The 17,858-nt window shown below is 40.9% G+C and carries 17 protein-coding genes; 12 read left to right on the top strand and 5 right to left on the bottom strand.

The genetic code is table 11. From position 1 onward, the window contains the following. Window positions 1-18: 18 nt before the first annotated feature. Window positions 19-645 (bottom strand): cell wall metabolism sensor histidine kinase WalK, encoded by a 627-nt coding sequence (locus FIB07_05510; protein ID NJD52309.1) that lies wholly within the window; start codon window positions 643-645, stop codon window positions 19-21. Window positions 646-785: 140 nt separating this feature from the next. Between FIB07_05510 and FIB07_05505 the strand changes: the two genes are divergently transcribed. The 5 genes from FIB07_05505 to FIB07_05485 all read left to right on the top strand — a co-directional run bounded on the left by FIB07_05505 (window position 786) and on the right by FIB07_05485 (window position 6,304). Beyond that, complete coding sequence (locus FIB07_05505) at window positions 786-1,826, top strand: elongation factor Tu (protein NJD52308.1); 1,041 nt, start codon at window positions 786-788, stop codon at window positions 1,824-1,826. Window positions 1,827-1,888: 62 nt separating this feature from the next. Then, a complete protein-coding gene (locus tag FIB07_05500) occupies window positions 1,889-2,674 on the top strand; it encodes a bifunctional fructose-bisphosphatase/inositol-phosphate phosphatase (GenBank protein ID NJD52307.1) in 786 nt (261 codons plus the stop codon). 14 nt (window positions 2,675-2,688) lie between these two features. Beyond that, on the top strand, window positions 2,689-3,510 hold the full coding sequence (locus FIB07_05495) for an NAD(+) kinase (GenBank protein ID NJD52306.1): 822 nt from the start codon (window positions 2,689-2,691) through the stop codon (window positions 3,508-3,510). 118 nt (window positions 3,511-3,628) lie between these two features. Further along, the gene (locus tag FIB07_05490) at window positions 3,629-5,224 is read left to right on the top strand and encodes a hypothetical protein (GenBank protein NJD52305.1); all 1,596 of its coding nucleotides are present in this window, start codon (window positions 3,629-3,631) and stop codon (window positions 5,222-5,224) included. 105 nt (window positions 5,225-5,329) lie between these two features. Further along, entirely contained in the window at window positions 5,330-6,304 is a 975-nt protein-coding gene (locus FIB07_05485) for a H4MPT-linked C1 transfer pathway protein (GenBank protein NJD52304.1), read from the top strand. Window positions 6,305-6,468: 164 nt separating this feature from the next. Here the strand turns inward: FIB07_05485 and FIB07_05480 are convergent, their stop codons facing one another. Both FIB07_05480 and FIB07_05475 read right to left on the bottom strand, forming a co-directional pair. Then, entirely contained in the window at window positions 6,469-7,329 is an 861-nt protein-coding gene (locus FIB07_05480) for a DUF4349 domain-containing protein (GenBank protein NJD52303.1), read from the bottom strand. A 261-nt stretch (window positions 7,330-7,590) separates the two neighbouring features. Then, window positions 7,591-8,955 (bottom strand): DHH family phosphoesterase, encoded by a 1,365-nt coding sequence (locus FIB07_05475; protein NJD52302.1) that lies wholly within the window; start codon window positions 8,953-8,955, stop codon window positions 7,591-7,593. Between the two features lie 108 nt (window positions 8,956-9,063). Here FIB07_05475 and gatE point away from each other — a divergent pair, with 108 nt between their 5' ends. From gatE to FIB07_05455, 4 genes are all read left to right on the top strand, one after another. Beyond that, window positions 9,064-10,950 carry a Glu-tRNA(Gln) amidotransferase subunit GatE gene (gene gatE, locus FIB07_05470; GenBank protein NJD52301.1) on the top strand — a complete coding sequence of 629 codons (1,887 nt, stop codon included), beginning with the start codon at window positions 9,064-9,066 and terminating at the stop codon, window positions 10,948-10,950. A 45-nt stretch (window positions 10,951-10,995) separates the two neighbouring features. Then, window positions 10,996-11,865 (top strand): hypothetical protein, encoded by an 870-nt coding sequence (locus FIB07_05465; protein NJD52300.1) that lies wholly within the window; start codon window positions 10,996-10,998, stop codon window positions 11,863-11,865. A gap of 104 nt (window positions 11,866-11,969) precedes the next feature. Then, complete coding sequence (locus tag FIB07_05460) at window positions 11,970-12,299, top strand: hypothetical protein (GenBank protein NJD52299.1); 330 nt, start codon at window positions 11,970-11,972, stop codon at window positions 12,297-12,299. Continuing rightward, a complete protein-coding gene (locus FIB07_05455; protein NJD52298.1) occupies window positions 12,280-12,660 on the top strand; it encodes an ArsR family transcriptional regulator in 381 nt (126 codons plus the stop codon). The genes FIB07_05460 and FIB07_05455 overlap by 20 nt, the downstream gene beginning before the upstream one ends. Here FIB07_05455 and FIB07_05450 read toward each other — a convergent pair. Beyond that, window positions 12,621-12,947, bottom strand: coding sequence for a hypothetical protein (locus FIB07_05450; protein NJD52297.1), 327 nt, complete (start codon window positions 12,945-12,947; stop codon window positions 12,621-12,623). The genes FIB07_05455 and FIB07_05450 overlap by 40 nt on opposite strands. Before the next feature lie 18 nt (window positions 12,948-12,965). Between FIB07_05450 and FIB07_05445 the strand changes: the two genes are divergently transcribed. From FIB07_05445 to FIB07_05435, 3 genes are all read left to right on the top strand, one after another. Next, entirely contained in the window at window positions 12,966-13,211 is a 246-nt protein-coding gene (locus FIB07_05445; protein ID NJD52296.1) for a type II toxin-antitoxin system HicB family antitoxin, read from the top strand. 157 nt (window positions 13,212-13,368) lie between these two features. Further along, window positions 13,369-13,587, top strand: coding sequence for a hypothetical protein (locus FIB07_05440; protein ID NJD52295.1), 219 nt, complete (start codon window positions 13,369-13,371; stop codon window positions 13,585-13,587). A gap of 314 nt (window positions 13,588-13,901) precedes the next feature. Continuing rightward, a complete protein-coding gene (locus FIB07_05435) occupies window positions 13,902-16,334 on the top strand; it encodes a hypothetical protein (GenBank protein NJD52294.1) in 2,433 nt (810 codons plus the stop codon). 448 nt (window positions 16,335-16,782) lie between these two features. Here FIB07_05435 and FIB07_05430 read toward each other — a convergent pair whose 3' ends face one another. Next, a complete protein-coding gene (locus FIB07_05430; protein NJD52293.1) occupies window positions 16,783-17,802 on the bottom strand; it encodes a type II glyceraldehyde-3-phosphate dehydrogenase in 1,020 nt (339 codons plus the stop codon). Window positions 17,803-17,858 lie beyond the last annotated feature (56 nt).

Below are 17,858 nucleotides of genomic sequence, written 5' to 3'. Positions count from 1 at the left end.
AAATAAATTGGGCCGGGATTATTGTCGCCATGCATTTAGTAATATATATATTACGGCAAATCCAATGAAAATAAAGGATGTAACAAGTTTTGTAGATTCATTGACTTGTGTTTCTATATCATCCAGAGTATGATATACCTCAACGACTCCAACTATTACTGACCCCATTTTTATCGGGGCATAGATTTCCATAAGCGCTTTATACTCACGTTTTTCAAATATATTTTCCTCTTTATCCAGGTTTCGTTTAATCTCGACTTTAATTTCACCCGCTATAGCCTCATTTAACTCCTTGTTATCAGGAAATCTTTGACCGACAAGATTCTCAATATCAGAATAGATTATATTTCCATTTGTGTCAAAAATCTTGATCCTTACTATCTCATTTGTCTTTACATCCTGATAATATTTTTCAAAAGTATCTTTATTTTTGATATAATCACTATTTGAAAAAAAATCACTGGTAAAATAGTTGCCAGCATTCTGTTGAGCATGATTCGCGGTTGTAGTTATTGCTCTTTGTATCACCAAATCTTCAATTTTTGCTGATAATGCATAATTCATCATAAATCCTAATAAGATCAAAATTATTGCACTATATATTGAGAACTTTGTAACTATTGATTTTTTGATATCTAATTTCATAGATCAACCTTTTTTATATAATAATTATAATCATAATATATAATCTTTACCCATTTTATCTAAAGTATAATCCATGGCGAAATATTGGCTAACTGAACGCCAATTTCATATAGCTTCCTGTTTATTACAGCATAGATATTATGGCCAACGTTGCAATCATCGGAAGCGAAAAATCAGGCAGGACAAGCCTTGCAGGAAAGCTAGGGAAAAAAGGCACTGAGTCCGATATCACACTCTATAATTTTGTGAAAGGGGACAGGATATATTCATTCGTGGATGCAAACGGTTATCCGTCATCGTTTAAAACGCTTATCCAGGCGATCAATCTCTCGGATATCGCGCTGGTATGTGTTCCTTCAGGCGGTCTTAATGCACAGGTGGGAGAATGCATCATTGCTCTTGACCTGCTGGGCAATAAACGCGGATTATTCGTAATCACAATGTCGGATAAATCCAATCCTGCCGCTATTTCGGAATTATCTGAAAAAATCAAGATGATCGCAAAAGGTACCAACCTTGAAAAATGGGAGACTATCGCAGTTTCAAATACGACCTTTGAAGGTCTTGAGAATCTCAAGGAGAAAATATTTGCACTTGGTGAAGAGGTGCGAAATGCATACGCTGCAAAAAAAGACCTGCCGCCGAGAATCATAGTTGACCACTTCTTTAATGTCACAGGTATGGGATGCGTTGTACTGGGAATTGTGGCTCAGGGCACTGTCAGGGAACATGACAAGCTTATGCTCTATCCTACAGAAAGACCAACGGAAATACGTTCCATCCAGAGCAACGATGTTGATATGAAATCAGCACCTGCCGGAACAAGAGTGGGGCTTGCGCTAAAAGGAGTGCAGTCAAAAGAATTCGACCGGGGATATATAATATCCCAGAAAGAGGAAGTCTCCTCAAAATTCAATTTGAAATGCCACCTTACAAAATTCACCACAGGATTGGGTGTAGGTGATGCAGTCCACCTTTTTGCCGGGCTCCAGGATATCCCTGCAACAATCACGGCAATGACGATCGGTGGAAAAGATGCAACGCAGGCGCCTGCGGGTTCTGATTGCAATGTTATGTTAACAACACAAAAAAACATCGCATACAGCAAGAATGACCGCCTTCTTATCGTCCAGCTTAATAATCCTAAACAGAGGATTGTAGCAGGCTGCGACGTCTTGTAGATTATGAAAAATTAGATAAATCTTTTTATATAAAGCTAACACTAAAAGGATAAAGTACGAAAATGACCGAATCACAGTATTTCACTCTTTGCAATGATGTAGCAGCCGAAATAAGAAAAGCTGTTTCGGGACTGATAGGAAAACCTGAAGCAGGCGTATCATTGAGAATCGGGGCAGACGGTACGCCTACCGAGAGGATAGATGAAGTTGCGGAAAATGCAGCCCTCTCGGTTCTTGAAGCCGATGGCAGGTCGATATTATTCGTGAGTGAAGAACTGGGTGAGAAAAATATCGGGGGAAAACCTGAGTTTACGTTCGTACTTGACCCCGTGGATGGTACATTCAATGCAGTGAACAATATTCCTTTTTTCTGTGTGCCGATGGCTATTGGAAAATCTGATTTATCCGATATAAGATATAGTTTTGTCAAGAATCTTGTTAATGGGGATGTTTATTCAGCAGAGAAGGGAAAAGGAGCTTTTTTAAATGAGAAACAAATACATGTATCAGATATATCGGAGCTATCCAAACTCAGTGTATTATCATACAGCCACCGTCCCCATGCAGTTTTGATAAATAACCATTCAGTCAGGAGGGTAAGAGTATTCGGATGCGCAGGGCTTGAACTTTGTTATATCGCTTCAGGGATATTTGATGCTTTTTTCGATATGCGCGGAATGCTTCGTATAACAGATATAGCTGCCTCGAAGCTCATCGTCGAAGAAGCCGGGGGAAAAATTACGGATGAAAAAGGAAATCCGCTTAATACTCCGCTTGATGTCAGGAAACGGGTAAATATTATTGCAAGTAATAGAATAACACATAACAAATTGCTTGAACTTGTATAGCGGAGGCAAAAAGGATGAGAAAGATCGGTATAATTTCAAGATGCGACAGGGATGAAATATTTTCTCTGGTTGAAAAGATAATTGATCACCTGAAATCCAGAGTCGATGTATTGATAGACCCGAAAACTGCTCAGAAGCTCAATCTGGAAGGCACCCAAATGGCTGACATGAAAAAAAATGGCGCCGAATTTATCATATCCATAGGTGGCGATGGTACGGTTTTACGCGGGATCCAGAAAATGGATGATCCGCTTCCTGTCCTTGGGATAAATATGGGAACTTTTGGTTTTCTTGTGGATGTGGCTCCTGAAGATTCTCTCTGTGTCATTGATAAAGTATTGTGTGGTTTTGAGGTCGAAGAACGCTCTCGCCTCTCAATTGTAGTGAATGATGAGATACTTCCATGTGCAACAAACGAAGTTGTCATCCTGACAGCCAATCCCGCCAAGATGCTCTCATATCGGATATTCGTGGACAAGATCCATCTTGAGGAACTGCGGTCTGATGGCGCTGTTTTTGCAACGCCAACAGGCTCGACAGCATATGCGATGAGCGCGGGAGGGCCTATTGTTGACCCGCGGGTGGATGGTACGGTTATTGTGCCTCTTGCTCCCTTTAAATTATCATCCCGTCCCTGGGTGGTTCCGGCCCGGAGTGAAATAAAGGTGGAACTGACAGTGCCCAAAAAGGAAGCAGTGCTTGTGATCGACGGGCAATACTCAAGGAAGATAAAAGAGGATGACATAATCGTTATTACCAGGGCGGATATACCCGCGAGATTCGTAAGGACAAGAAAGGATGGGTTTTATGAAAAGGTCAGGAGTAAACTGGCGTAAATATTGAAAAATTAGAACACAAATTATATATATAGGGCTTCAATTATTAAATATTAAAATTCGCGTGCAAAGAGAGTGCACTTTCAATATTATATAATACTTTGGATAGGTGTAAAAAATGGTGAAAAACCCGGATAATAGATGTGATCTTAGTATAGCGGTTGGAGTTGTGATGGTCGTTTTATTGCTGGCAGGCGGAGCTTATGCAGGATCCACCCCTGGCTCCCAAACTGATAATGGATTAACGCCCCAGAGTGGCCAAATCCTGAAATATATTAAGGTCTTCCCATCAATAACAACTACGCTGACAGCTGGACAAACACAGAGTATCACCGGAAGAGCACTGGATCAATATAATAATCCGATGGCAGGTGTTGATATATCATGGACGGTCAGTAATACTGCTGTTGGAAAGGTCATTCCTGTGATAACAAAAACAGATGTGACTGGAGGTGCAACCACTACATTTACTGCACTCGCTAAAGGAATTATCAAGGTAAATGCCAGGAATGCCAGTGTTGTAAGCAATCCCATTACCCTGGTTGTCAATGCTATTGTTCCGGGTATTAAAGTCACCTCTCCCAATGGAGGAGAGAAATGGATAAGAGGAACGACTCAAACTATCAAATGGAATTCAACCGGAAGTCCGGGGGCGTATGTCAAGATAGAACTTCTGAAACCGGGTAAGTCAAACCAACTGATCATATCAGCAACCCTGAATGACGGTTCACACCCATGGTTTATCCCCGCAGCACAGGAGCCGGGAACAGACTATAAAATAAAGATCACGAGCACCACTAACGCTGCTTACAATGATACAAGCGATAACAGCTTCACTATCCTGCCTCCTTCCTTTAAGGTCGTATCTCCAAACGGTTCAGAGTCATGGATAAGAGGAACGACTCAAACAATAAGATGGAATTCAACCGAAAGTCCAGGGTCATATGTGAAGATAGAACTACTGAAACCCGGTAAGGCGAACCAGTTAATTATATCATCGACGCTAAATGACGGCTCACATCCATGGCTGATCCCGGTTGCACAGACACCGGGAACAGACTATAAAGTGAAAATCACAAGTACCATTAATGCTTCAAACAATGATACCAGTGATAACAGCTTCACTATCCCGGCTCCATCTTTCAAGGTAATTTCTCCCAATGGCGGAGAGAACTGGATCAGGGGAACGACTCAAACAATAAGATGGAATTCAACCGAAAGTCCAGGAACGTATGTCAAGATAGAACTACTGAAACCCGGTAAGCTGAACCAGTTAATTATATCATATACGCTGAATGATGGCTCGCATCCGTGGCTTATTCCGGCGACGCAGACTCCAGGAACCGACTACAAAGTGAAGATCACAAGCACTGCCAATGTTTCTAACAGTGACACCAGCGATAACAACTTCACAATCCCCATCCCGTCCTACACAATCGTTTCTCCGGCTGGAGGAGAGAACTGGAAAATAGGTACGACAAGGATTATAAACTGGACATCAACAGAGAATCCAAAAGGCTATGTAAAGATCGAACTCCTGAAAGCCGGGGTGCTGAACAGGGTGATTACAGCAGGCACTCTGAATGACGGTTCACATCCCTGGCTAATTCCAACGATCCAGAAGCTGGGAAGTGATTATAAAATCAGGATTACAAGCACAAGTTATTCCGTTTATACAAATTCAAGTAAGAGCAACTTCAGTATCAGTATTTAAGTCCTACAAAATGCGAAACAAGAGCATTGCGTCTAATTACGGATTGTCATGCTTTCATAATTTTTCCAAAAACCTTTTTACTTATCACGTTTACTCAATACCTGCATGATACTTGGAATCGATATTGGTGGAGCGAACACCAAAATAGCATCTGATGATGGCAGGATAGTGGAACTGCATTATATCCCCCTCTGGAAGAACACAAGGCTGCCTGAGGCGCTAATTGAGATAGCAGGGCGGCTGAAACCTGAAAAAGTTGGTGTAGTGATAACAGGAGAACTTGCTGATTGTTTCCCTGATAAGGATGCAGGCCTTTCATACATTATAGATGCAGTGAATAATACATTTGAGAATGCTTTTTTCCTTGATAGCAACGGTATCCTGACACAGGAGAAAATACGCAGCATTGCTGCTGCTAACTGGATGGCCTCTGCTCTTCTAACAGGAAAAGAGTTCGGGGATTGCATATTTCTTGATATTGGTTCAACGACTACTGATATAATCCCGATCAAGAAAGGTGAGCCTCTTGCAGGCAAGACCGATTTTGAGCGTTTGAAAAAAGGGGAACTTGTGTATTCAGGGGCGTTGCGGACAAATATTGCCGCAATTTTGAAAAAAGTGACATTCGGGAAAATAGAGTCGCGCGTCTCCTCAGAATTATTTGCTATTACGGCTGATGCATATATTATTCTTGGTCTGATAAAACCTCAGGATTATACATGCGACACGCCGGATGGTGCGGGAAAAACGATCCCGGATGCCAAAAGGAGGCTTGCACGCGTTGTTTGTGCGGATCTATGCGAAATACAAGATGAGGAGATTTTTTCAATTGCCCGTCAGGTAATGGAAGTGCAGGTCAGCGAAATCAAGGATGCTCTTTTCGAAATATCAAAAAAACATGGCATCTGGGGGATTGTCGCATGCGGTATCGGGGAATTCCTGGCTAAAAAGGCAGTAAATGAAACCGGATTAGAGATAATTTTGCTCTCTGAAAAATATGGGACGGAAATATCAAAAGTATTTCCGGCTTATGCAGTAGCAAAGTTATTAAAAGATTCTAATCCATTCGTCATCGGTTAAGAGAAAAACCATGAGATAGAACACAGATTGCACGGATGCGCACGGATCCGTGAAGATCCGCGCAATCTGTGTCATCCGTGTTCGATTTAGAACTAAACCTGTGAAATAGGATAATTAATAACTCTTTAAATAACTATGCAGAGCAAGCATGTCAAATATTAGATTTATCGTTTCAAATATGGAAGTATTTTATTTTTAATACCTAATGCTATTAAAATTGCAACACCTAAATAGATCAATATCGGGATAATAAATCCTGTGAATATGATTATTCCTCTTACGCTCTCAATAAATCCTCTCACTGCATCCCGGAGTGCATTCGAAATGCCCCATCCGTCATCGCCCCCAATTGGCGCTGGTTCCATAACAGTTACCGCAATTGTTGACATCTCCACACTCTGGTTCAGGTAATTTAGCCTGCCAGTCATACTCTCTATCTCGCCCCGCACCCGTTCAAGTTCATGCTCAACTTCAATAATATCTTTAACAGTAGTTGCCATTTTAAGAATTTCCTGAAGCCGTGTTTCCTGTTTTTGGAGATTATCAAGCCTGGCGTCAAGGTCTATGAACTCTTCCGTGACATCCTGCCCTGAAACCTGCCTGTATTTTTCAGTCCCAAGCGCATCTATTTTTTCGATAGCTGAATAAAAACTCTTTTGAGGTACTCTTGCAGTGATATGACCGTTTTTGCGATTGCTTCCGGTATCACTGATGGAAGAACTTGAAACAAACCCTCCGCTTTCAAGCGTTAAATTAGTTATATCATTAATTGCCACCTGCACGCTTGCCACTTCTACTGTTAGGGTTGCAGTTGAAATGACTTTTCTTTCTGGCAATGTTTTTCCATTTACATTACTTACTTCATCTATTGAAGGACTTCCTTTGTTTCCAAGGCCTGCGAATCGAAGGTCTGAAACAAATTTAGATTCTTCTTTCCCGCCCATCTGGTAATTCTGGGTATTGAGGCACCCTGCAAGAATTACAAAAATGAAAATTATAAATATAGCCAGTATCTTATTATTCATAGCAGGACAATAACAGCTATGAAAATATATAAGAGTTGCTTTTCAAATCCCAGAATATATGGTTTGTAAGAGAAACAGTCTGGGAGGGGGCATTTAACCCGATATTCCTCATTTTTGCTTCTGGGGCTGCACTTGGCGCATGGGGTTGCTATCACAATACTCTTTTGGCATGGACGGGAAGCCTTTTTGTCCTTATGCTTTCTATAATTACTCTACCAGGCATGATTGTGCGGATAACACTGATTCAGGCGGGGATGTATCCTAATTTATCTGCAACCCAATTTTCATATCTAGAATTTTCAGGAATTCGCTCTTTGAATCCCCTGGAATGAAGGCCCCTGCCGCAATATCATGACCGCCTCCGGTTCCTCCAACTGATTTTGCAGCTTCGCTTATTGCAGCGCCAAGGTTCAGTCCTTTCCTGATAAGATCCTGGTTTCCCCGTGATGAGACTTTAACCCCGCCGTCAGAATCTGCAAAAGCGATAATGGGAAGATTCCTGTTATTGACAAACGATGCGCTCATTCCCGCAACAATTCCTACGATGGTTTCGCGGATTAAATTTCCGGAATCGAAATACTGGAGATTTTTCATTTCAGTTATTCCCTTCTCCCTCACATAATTCAGTCCCTCTACAAGATTTTTCCTGTGCTCGCTAAGAAGTACGCATGCTTCATCCAGGCTCTTTCCCCTGTCGCCCATGCATACCGCAAGCCCGATATCAGCATGGTCATAACGCGCAGTGGAATTAAGAAGCGTTGAAAATTCCGAGGCATCCCTGACCTCTGTGCCTTCCTGTTCACATAATAATGTATATACTTCGCCCACAAGCCTTTCTACTTTAAAACCAGGAAGTCCTGATGAAAGTCCGAATTGTATAAGAGCGGATACGATTTTCTGTTTTTCACCCGGTTCAAGGTCTATCCACCGCCTCCATTTCTCACCCTGCTGCCTGATGCCGATTCGTTTGAGGAATTCTATACTTGCTTCTTCGCTTCCTGTCAATCCCGGAAAATAAATATCAGTTGAATATTGGAGGAGTTTAAATACAGGACGAGTCTGTCTTCCGAATAACATGAGGTCTTTCTCATGCTTGATGACTTTGTTCTTTACTCCTTCATCAAGAATTGTCCTGTTCAAGCCGATCAATTGCCCATGCTTTGAGTGCTGGAGATCTCCCACAGCTCCCACAATTGCAAGAGCAGCAAGATCACCATTATCACCCATTTCCCTTGCGATAAAATAGGTCATCCCTGAGCCGCTTACTTCTATACCACCATTAAGTCCGAAAATATGGGGATTCAGATGAAATTCATGTTTCCCCTGTGGCTGGTGATGGTCAGCGATCACTGCATTAAGCTTTAAGGATTTTATCGCATCAAGCATACCGCTGCCAAGATCTGTAAATATTATAAGCTGGGGATTCCTGCTGGCTATTTCCAGGAGGTTTTTCTGGTCAAGCTGTCTTAGAAAAATGATCCGGGAGTCGATACCTGCCCTCTCAAGGGCTTTTCCCATGATCGCTGCCGAAGTCAGGCCGTCAGCATCAATATGTGACACAACGAGAGCTGAAGAATGTTTCTTGATATGATCAGCACATTCTTTTGCTTTTTTCACGAGTGTCATCTGTTGTTCTGGTAGCTACAATTATTAATAAAACCTTTGGACAATTAAGAAAACCCTGAGCGGGCCGATAACAATTTTTTTATAGATTGCATTATATCAGGAAGCCATATGAGTCACGATTATAAGGCGCTCGGACTAAAATCCGGGCTTGAGATACACCAGCAGCTCGACACTGAAGAAAAACTATTCTGCGGCTGTCCTACCCTTCTTCGTGATACAAAGGAATCAAATTTTGAATTTTTCAGGTACCTTCGCCCCACCCAGAGCGAGATGGGGATCGTTGATAAAGCTGCGCTTGAGGAAATAAAACTCATTAAAAAATTCATTTATAAAGCATACGACACAACATGCCTCGTTGAGAACGATGAGGAGCCGCCGCGTGAGTTGAATCCTGAAGCCGTAGAATTTTCCCTGATGGTAGCCCGCATGATGAACATGAAGATCGTGGATGAACTCTATACCATGCGAAAAATCGTGATCGACGGCTCCAACACATCAGGTTTCCAGAGGACAGGTCTTGTCGCAACTCATGGATATATCGATTCCAGCGCAGGACGCGTGGGTATTGATGTCCTGTGCCTCGAAGAAGAGGCGGCGCAGAAAGTGGAGGATAAGGGAGATTCCGTTGTTTATTCTCTTGACAGGCTCGGAATCCCGCTTGTGGAGATAGGAACTGCGCCTGATATCGTTTCTCCTGCCCATGCCAGGGAAGTCGCTGAGCAGATTGGTATGATATTGCGCTCAACAGGAAAGGTAAAGCGCGGCCTTGGAACTATCCGGCAGGATGTAAACATATCGATAGCCGAGGGCGCAAGGGTTGAGATAAAAGGTGTACAGGAGCTTGCACTTATTGAAACCATCGTGGAGAGGGAAGTTAAAAGGCAGGCAACACTTATAGAAATAAAGAAGGAACTTAAAAACAAGAAAGCCTCAGTTTCCGATAAGATCATTGATGTCACATCTGTTTTTGCAAACACTACCTCTAAAGTGATTCTAAAAGCCCTGAAAAGCGGCGTGGTTTATGCTGTTAACCTGCCTGGATTTGCGGGATTTGTCGGGAAAGAGATCCAGCCCGGAAGGCGCCTGGGAACGGAGTTTTCCGACCGCGCCAAGAAATCAGGTGTAGGGGGCATATTCCATACTGATGAATTACCGAATTACGGTATCACCAGGGAGGAAGTCGAAGCGCTGAGGCATGCCGTAGGCGCAAAGGAAAAGGATTGTGTTGTCATGGTCGCTGATTCCAGGGAAAAAGCGCAGGGCGCAATGGAAGCAGTCATAACCCGCGCAAAGGAAGCGCTTGAATTCATTCCCGAAGAAACAAGAAGGGCGCTGCCTGATGGGAATTCGGCGTACATGAGACCGCTTCCAGGGGCGGCGCGCATGTATCCTGAGACAGATGTTCCGCCTGTTGTGATCACAGAAGAGCGAATCCAAAATATCAAGCTTCCTGAATTGATAGGCGAGCGAAAAGCACGATACATAAAACAATTCGGTCTTAATGAAGAGATTGCGAACCAGATCGCGCGCTCGGCTAATTTTGTAATTTTTGACAGTATAATGAGCCAGGTTCCGAAGGTAAATCCAAATTCGGTAGTGAGAGTGCTTGAAACCATCCTGTATGAACTTCAAAAAGAAGACATTGATATTAATAAAATTACGGAAGACCACCTGATACAGCTTTTCAGGCTACAGTCAGAGGGAAAGATCCCTAACGAAGCAATAAGCAATGTCCTGAAAACAATAGCAGGAAAGCCTGAAATGAGTGCAGAGAAGGCGGCGCAATCCCTTGGTATCGGGGGTGTTGAAAAAGGGGAACTGGAGACTGCTGTTGATAAGCTTGTTGAGGAAAAGACAGATTTTATTAAAGGAAAGGGTTTGAATGCGGTTGGGCCGTTGATGGGTATTATTATGAAGGAATTCAGGGGGAAGGTCAGCGGGGAAGAGGTCAGCAGGATGTTGAAGGAGAAGATCGGGAAGAAATTTGGGTTGTGAAATTTCATGATATGTGAAATATATGCCCACTTTTGTTAGATGAATATGACTAAAAAAGTATTACTAAAATCATTGCCATATCTTGCTGCAATAATCACAGGGGGAATTTTTTATTTTCTTGCAAACAAGATGGATCCTTATTATGATTTGCTCATAAATATTTCGGCCACATTTTTCGCTATTCCCTTACTCTATTTATTCTATGAAACAGCAAAATCCTTTTCGCATAAACGATTAAATAGAGAAATTTTCGATTATGCCAAAATGCAAATCGACAGAGAATTATTGTCTATTTTGAATCAATTACAAAAAATTGTATATACCCTTGATAAAAAAGATTTTTCAAATAGAGCAATAAATAAATTCCTATCTTTTCAAAAAGATGAAATTGAGAGTCAAATTAAACAAAATAAATATTTAGGTTTTCAAATCTTTAAAAATTGGGAAACGAGTGAAAAAGGTTTACATGAAATTCTAAAAAACCCATTCATTTTAGAAAAATTAGAAGATGAACAAATCATCTCGATAATAAATAAATTAAAACGTCTTAGATATCTTGAGTCTGTGCAAAAAATTGATGTTCTATACATTGATACAGAAGAAAGGGCAGAAGGTTATGAAATTCAAAATGGCATTGAAATAAATCCTGAAAATAATAAATTCCCCAATAGATGGTTACTATTAAAGCATTTAGATAAGGACAAATTTATTGTTTGGGATTTTGGTGATATTCCAAAGTATAATTTGAAAAAATGCCTTAATTATTACGAAATAAACTCGAAACAATTAGAAGCTTATTCTGCTGTTATTTTTGAATTACTGAAAGATATTAATGGTTGGTTGGATGTAACAGGCAAAGAATTTGTTATTGATACAAAAATGTTTAGGATGCAGGGCAAACAAATCATGCAATAGGTCATATACAGTTCCACTCGACTAGTGGACGAGAAGCTTCCTAGCTCGCTAGTTATATGCTACTACCATATAACTATTTATAGGTTAAAAATCCTATTCATACTGTGCCAGAAAGAACCATCAGAGAGACAAGAATACTTGCTGAAGATGAGATCATTGACATCTCAGTAACGCAGGTACCGATCTCACTTGAAATCCCACACGGTGTAAGATATAATTTCAATTACCGTGTGAGAACCAGTGAAGGATGGAAGACTTTGATACGCTTTGATAATGCACATACAATAAAAGGACACAATAAACGAGATCACAGGCATACGTTTGAAAATGAGGCGCAGGAGATAGATTTTAACAGCCCAAAAAAATTAATTGAAGAGATAATGAGTTTTATAGAAGCCAATCGGAGGATAATCGATGAAATTAAAAGACGTTGAAATTATAGTTATGAATGATGAGAAATATGGGGAGCACCTTGACCAGTTATTTGAAAGAGTGAAGCGCGGTGAGATTCGCGAACCAGAGCCGCATAAGATAGTGACTCGTACAGCAGAGGATATTGGAAAGATATTAACCCATGAGCGCCTGCGCCTGCTTCATATCATAAAAGAAAAGAAGCCTGAATCCATCAGCGAACTTGCAAGGATGCTAAAACGCAAAGAATCAAATGTGCACAATGATCTTACTTTCCTGGAGGGAATAGGTCTTCTTGAGCTTAAGGAAGGTAAAAATCATATCAGGAAAGTGCCTGTTGTTGATTACGATGCGCTGCATATTACGGTTCCGTTGACGGCATAGATATGAAAACCTGTTTTAATGGAAATCCTGGATGCAAGCGAGTTCCTTGCCGAGACTTCAAAGATCACGATGAGAGCCTCAGATGAGACTCCTGTGGAAGCATTATAATAACAGGGAAAGTTCCACATTCCCGCAAATGACTTGGCGCGTCCCAGTACGGGGATATCTCTGGCCGGAAGCAGGCTTGGGATCACCAGCATGCACGACCAGGGCAATTGACAGCGCTGTTTATAAAAGAGAGCGGCTGGATGAGGCTTTGTTTTCAATGGGAAGGGTTTAATAACCATAATTACCCTTCAATAATTATGAAAAATCTGGAAAAATTCAATGTTACGGCTATAATCTGGCAGGAAGATGATGTTTATGTATCAAAGTGCCCTGAACTTGAAGTTGCAAGTGCAGGTAACACACCAGAGGAAGCTCTTCTTAACCTGAAGGAGGCAGTTGAATTATATCTTGAGAACTCAAAGGCTCTGGGAATTTTAAATGATTTTGCTGCATCCTTACATTCCCCAAATAAATTCACTTCTATTATTGGTGTGGCAGTTTGAGCAAACTTCCTTCTATTTCATCTGAATTGATGGAATGAGGAATTTGTTTGTGTTTTTCATGTCCGAAGTTACATGATAGTTTAGCAAAAAGCAGCACTGTAATATCTTACAGATCTCTATAGTAAGCTATAAATCTTTCCAAAACAAACATTACACTATGGTCACAACGATCCAGATAAATGAAGATATAAAATCAACATTGACCCGGATGAAACTTTTTGAACGTGAGACCTATAATGATGTTTTAGAACGGCTCATTGAAGATGTTCAGGAACTTAATGAAGAAACAAAAAAAGAGATAGAATCCGCAATTAAAGAGCTCAAGAGCGGTAAATATATTACGCACGAAAAGCTGGCTAAAGAAATGGGATTCTGATGAAATCCGCGTTGTTTTTGATATCCAGAATGACGTCCTCCGTATACTTGTTCTTAAAGTAGGCCATCGAAAGAATATCTATAACAGATGATGGATCGACTCAGAATTTTTTTTTCAGGACTGCATATAAAATAAACCGACCGTAAGGCTTATCAGCCCTGAAGCTATGCATAATTATGGGACATTTAATTCGGGTTAGTAATATTAGATAGAGTATGAAGGCTTTAGGCTTTCTTAGATGACGCTCTAAATCTCAGTTCGATCAGCACTAACACGTAATTTAGTTGTCTCTTATAATAAATGGGGGTAAATAAATGAAAAGAAAAATAAGTTTTATGCTATTGCTACTGGCAGTTGTAACTCTTGTGAGCGTACCGAATGCTTTAGCTAATAGCATTATTAAGGACAATTTCAACATGGAATATGACACAGCGGGATCAAGGCTTGATACATGCAGTACATGCCATACAGGTCCTCCGTCTTTAAACGCGTATGGTATAGACGTGTCGGACAGTGGAATGAACTTTACAGCGATAGAGTCCCTGGATTCAGATGGTGACGGATTTATCAACATCGACGAAATCAATAATCTGAATTTCCCTGGAAATGCAGGCGATCACCCACCTGTAGTTGTTGTAGGGAGCAGTATCTCAGGGATGAAGTTCAACGACCTCAACAATAATTCAGCGAAGGACGCAAACGAACCCGGACTTGCGAACTGGACAATCGCTCTAACAGGCCAAAATAACAGCACTCTAAATACTGCTACGGACAACGATGGTAACTACACCTTCAGCAATCTGACACCTGGCAATTATACTGTTGCAGAAGTTCTTAAGACTGGTTGGATACAGACATTCCCAATGAATGGAACTTATAACGTAACCATCACAGGCAATGAAAGTATAACTGGTATTGATTTTGGCAATAACCTCACGATTGCATTACCATCAGTTGGTAATCTTACTTCTGTAAAAGTGGCAACACCGCCGGTCATAGACGGCTTACCTGAAGCAATATGGGACCAGGCAACTGCCATGACTATCGATATAGCCGGCGGGGCGAACACAGGAGCACATACAGTCACTTTAAAGAGCATTTATACGGGTGATTCGGTATATTTCCTTGCAAAGTGGAACGACCCTACAGAAAGCCTAAGACGTATGCCCTGGCAGAAACAGGCTAATGGTTCATGGGTACAGCTTAAAACGCCCAATGCTAAAGAAGGAGGAGAAGAAACATATTATGAAGATAAGTTTTCACAGTTGTGGGACATAAACATCACTGACTTTGAAACAGGTGGCTGTTTTGCGACCTGCCATGCAGGTGAAAATTCTGATGTGAAAGCTTATGGTAATATGTACACTACAAATCCCGGCGAAATAGGCGATTTATGGCACATGAAAATAGTACGGACCAATACAACTGGCTTTGTGGATGACCAGTATCTGGACTCTGTACGTTATAGCAATACTACAGCAGATGCAGGCAGACACAGCGACCCCGGGCTTGTGCCTTACTATGATAACATAAATGCGAATAAAACCGCACCGAATTTCACCGCAGCAGACCAGCCAGCGCCGCCCTATTGGATATTTGACGACCAGAAACAGCCATTCAATGATACATACAATGCCAGCGATGAAATTGCAGGCATTATAGTAAGACCACCTACGGGAGATAGGGCAGATATTGAAGGCAAAGCGGTTTACGAGGATGGTAACTGGATTTTGGAATATGGCAGAAAACTGACAACAGGAAGCCAGTTTGATGTTCAATTCTCAGATCTAACAAAGGAATATCTCTTTGGGACGGCGGTTTTCGATAATGCACAGACAAGGCACAGCTATGACAATAAAGCGAATAAACTTGTTTTTGCACTACCGACAACAGTAATCGGAAATGGTAGTATCTCAGGGATGAAGTTCAACGATCTCAACAATAATTCAGCGAAGGACGCAGACGAACCCGGACTTGCGAACTGGACAATCACTCTAACAGGCCAAAATAATAGCACTGGAACTACTCCTACGGACAATAATGGTAACTATACCTTCAGCGATCTGACACCTGGCAATTATACTGTGGCAGAGGTTCTTAAGACTGGTTGGATACAGACATTCCCAGCGAATCGAACTTATAATGTAACCATCACAGGCAATGAAAGTATAACAGGTATAAACTTCGGCAATAACTTGTCTGTGCCACCACCAACGAATGTTACAACGAATGTTACCGTTGCTATGCGTACAATCGATAAAGAATCTCTACGCTTTGGAGAATCAGCCAATGTTACTGTTAATATCAGCAGTTCTACAAACCAGGCATTATCCCTTCAGGAAATTATCCCGGCTGGATGGAATTTGACAAAAATTTCTGACGATGCAGACGCTTTCAAGAATAGCACCAATGAATGGATATGGTTCAATATGACTCCAGGAATTAACAAGATAGTTGTCTATAGGCTGACTGCCCCCAGCAATGCTACCAGTGGGACATATCACATTAACGGAACAGTAATTACATCAAATGATGTGGTAGTTGTACAGGGGGATAATACAATCACTCTTGATATTACAGCGTATTATGGCAGACTTGGCAGTGATCCCAATGTAATAGAGACTGCGGATGTGTTGACGGCCATAGATGACTGGGTAAACAGCCGGGCACCCGCTGGATTTGAGCGCTCTATAACAACGCGAGGACTGCTTTCCTTGATTGATGAATGGCTTCAGAGTAGGAGATAAGTATTAAGCATAAAAGACCAGGAAAAATTTGGAACTAATCCCGCCGTTAAGTGGTGGGATACTTTTTTTTTGCAGATGTCATTGGAAAAGTCTTTATTACTTTAAGACTAAAGTATATACTGACCTTTGCAGCCAAAAAAAATACCACCACCAATAATCCAATCTATTTTTCTGCAAAGGTTACAATTCCTTTAATAATTATATTACTTTTCCCTAACTTTACCCAAACGCATTATGACCTTCTCAATTCGGAAGGCAGCTTCATGTTTCCAATTCCGGTTCAACTCCAATTTCTTATATTGCCTGGAAGAAATACAACTCGCCCTTGTTTATGGCAATTGAGTCTTTCCACACAACATTTTCCCACATATCGCCTTTTGGCCTCCAAGGTCTTTTGCAATATTGAATGAAGCAATTTCTGTAAAATCCCTATATTACTTCTTATTTGTTAAACTGTCATTCCAAGGGATTTATTTGTTTTCTTTATAGATTTTTCGCCATCTGTTTCAATTTTCATCATTGCACGAATAGCATCTATATTTTCAGGTACAGTAACACATTCTTGGTGAATTGCCTGGAAGAAATATGCTTCATCGTCGTAGATACTTATTGAATCTCTCCAAATATTATTCTCCCACATGTCATTTCGTGGTCTTCCCAAGTCTCTTCCTAACTCAAAAATCTGGGCTGTAGATTTAATTCCTGACTTCCCATTTATCAATCTCATTCTGGATGAATTATTCAAAACATTAATTATATCATTTACTGAACATTTATTATTCAATTTCAGGTTTACTGCATGGACATGCATTAACGTTGTCGGCACTTTTAAAGCTACAGTTGCAATGTTTATATGCGGTAATATTGTTTGTACATCAGGCCCATGATGTGAAGGCATTTCTATATCTGGCACGATGGCATTTATTGGCCCTGTTTTTATATCATTCGGATCAGCGGCTCTGCGAATCAATGTAACTCTTGCTTTCTCAACTTCAAAGGCTTCGTCCAATAAATAAAGAACCCTTGTCAAACCAGTAGTATTACAAGAGACTACCCTTGTAAACTCTCTTCCAAGTGCTTCATCGTAATTAGCGAACGCATTAAAAGAAAAACCTGCGATTTCATGCTCTTCTCCACCCTGCCATATAGCTTTTATTCCAGCTTTTTCATACAGAGGTTTATTTTTTTCTCCAATGCCATCAGGAGTACAATCCACAACAATATCCGCTTCATTGAGCATATCTTCCAACCCACCACTAACTTCGAGAGATGTTTCATTTGATTTCTTTTTCTGTTCGGTCTCGGATAGATATACTTTATAACCCTTATTGGAAGCAATTTGAGCTTGAAAATCCAAACGTGTTTTCCCTATTCCAATTAATTCCATATCATCCTGTAAATTTACAGCGTCTGCTACACGTTTACCAACAGTTCCATAACCATTAATCGCGACTTTTGCTTTCTTCATTTATGACTTTTCTCCTTGACCTCAGTAGGATTTAATAATATTAAATACTTTCAGTA

This window comes from Candidatus Methanoperedens sp., assembly GCA_012026795.1.
In the GTDB taxonomy this organism is placed as follows: Archaea; Halobacteriota; Methanosarcinia; order Methanosarcinales; family Methanoperedenaceae; genus Methanoperedens.
Note: the sequence above shows the minus strand (reverse complement) of the source record. Positions and strands in the feature narration are given on the sequence as shown.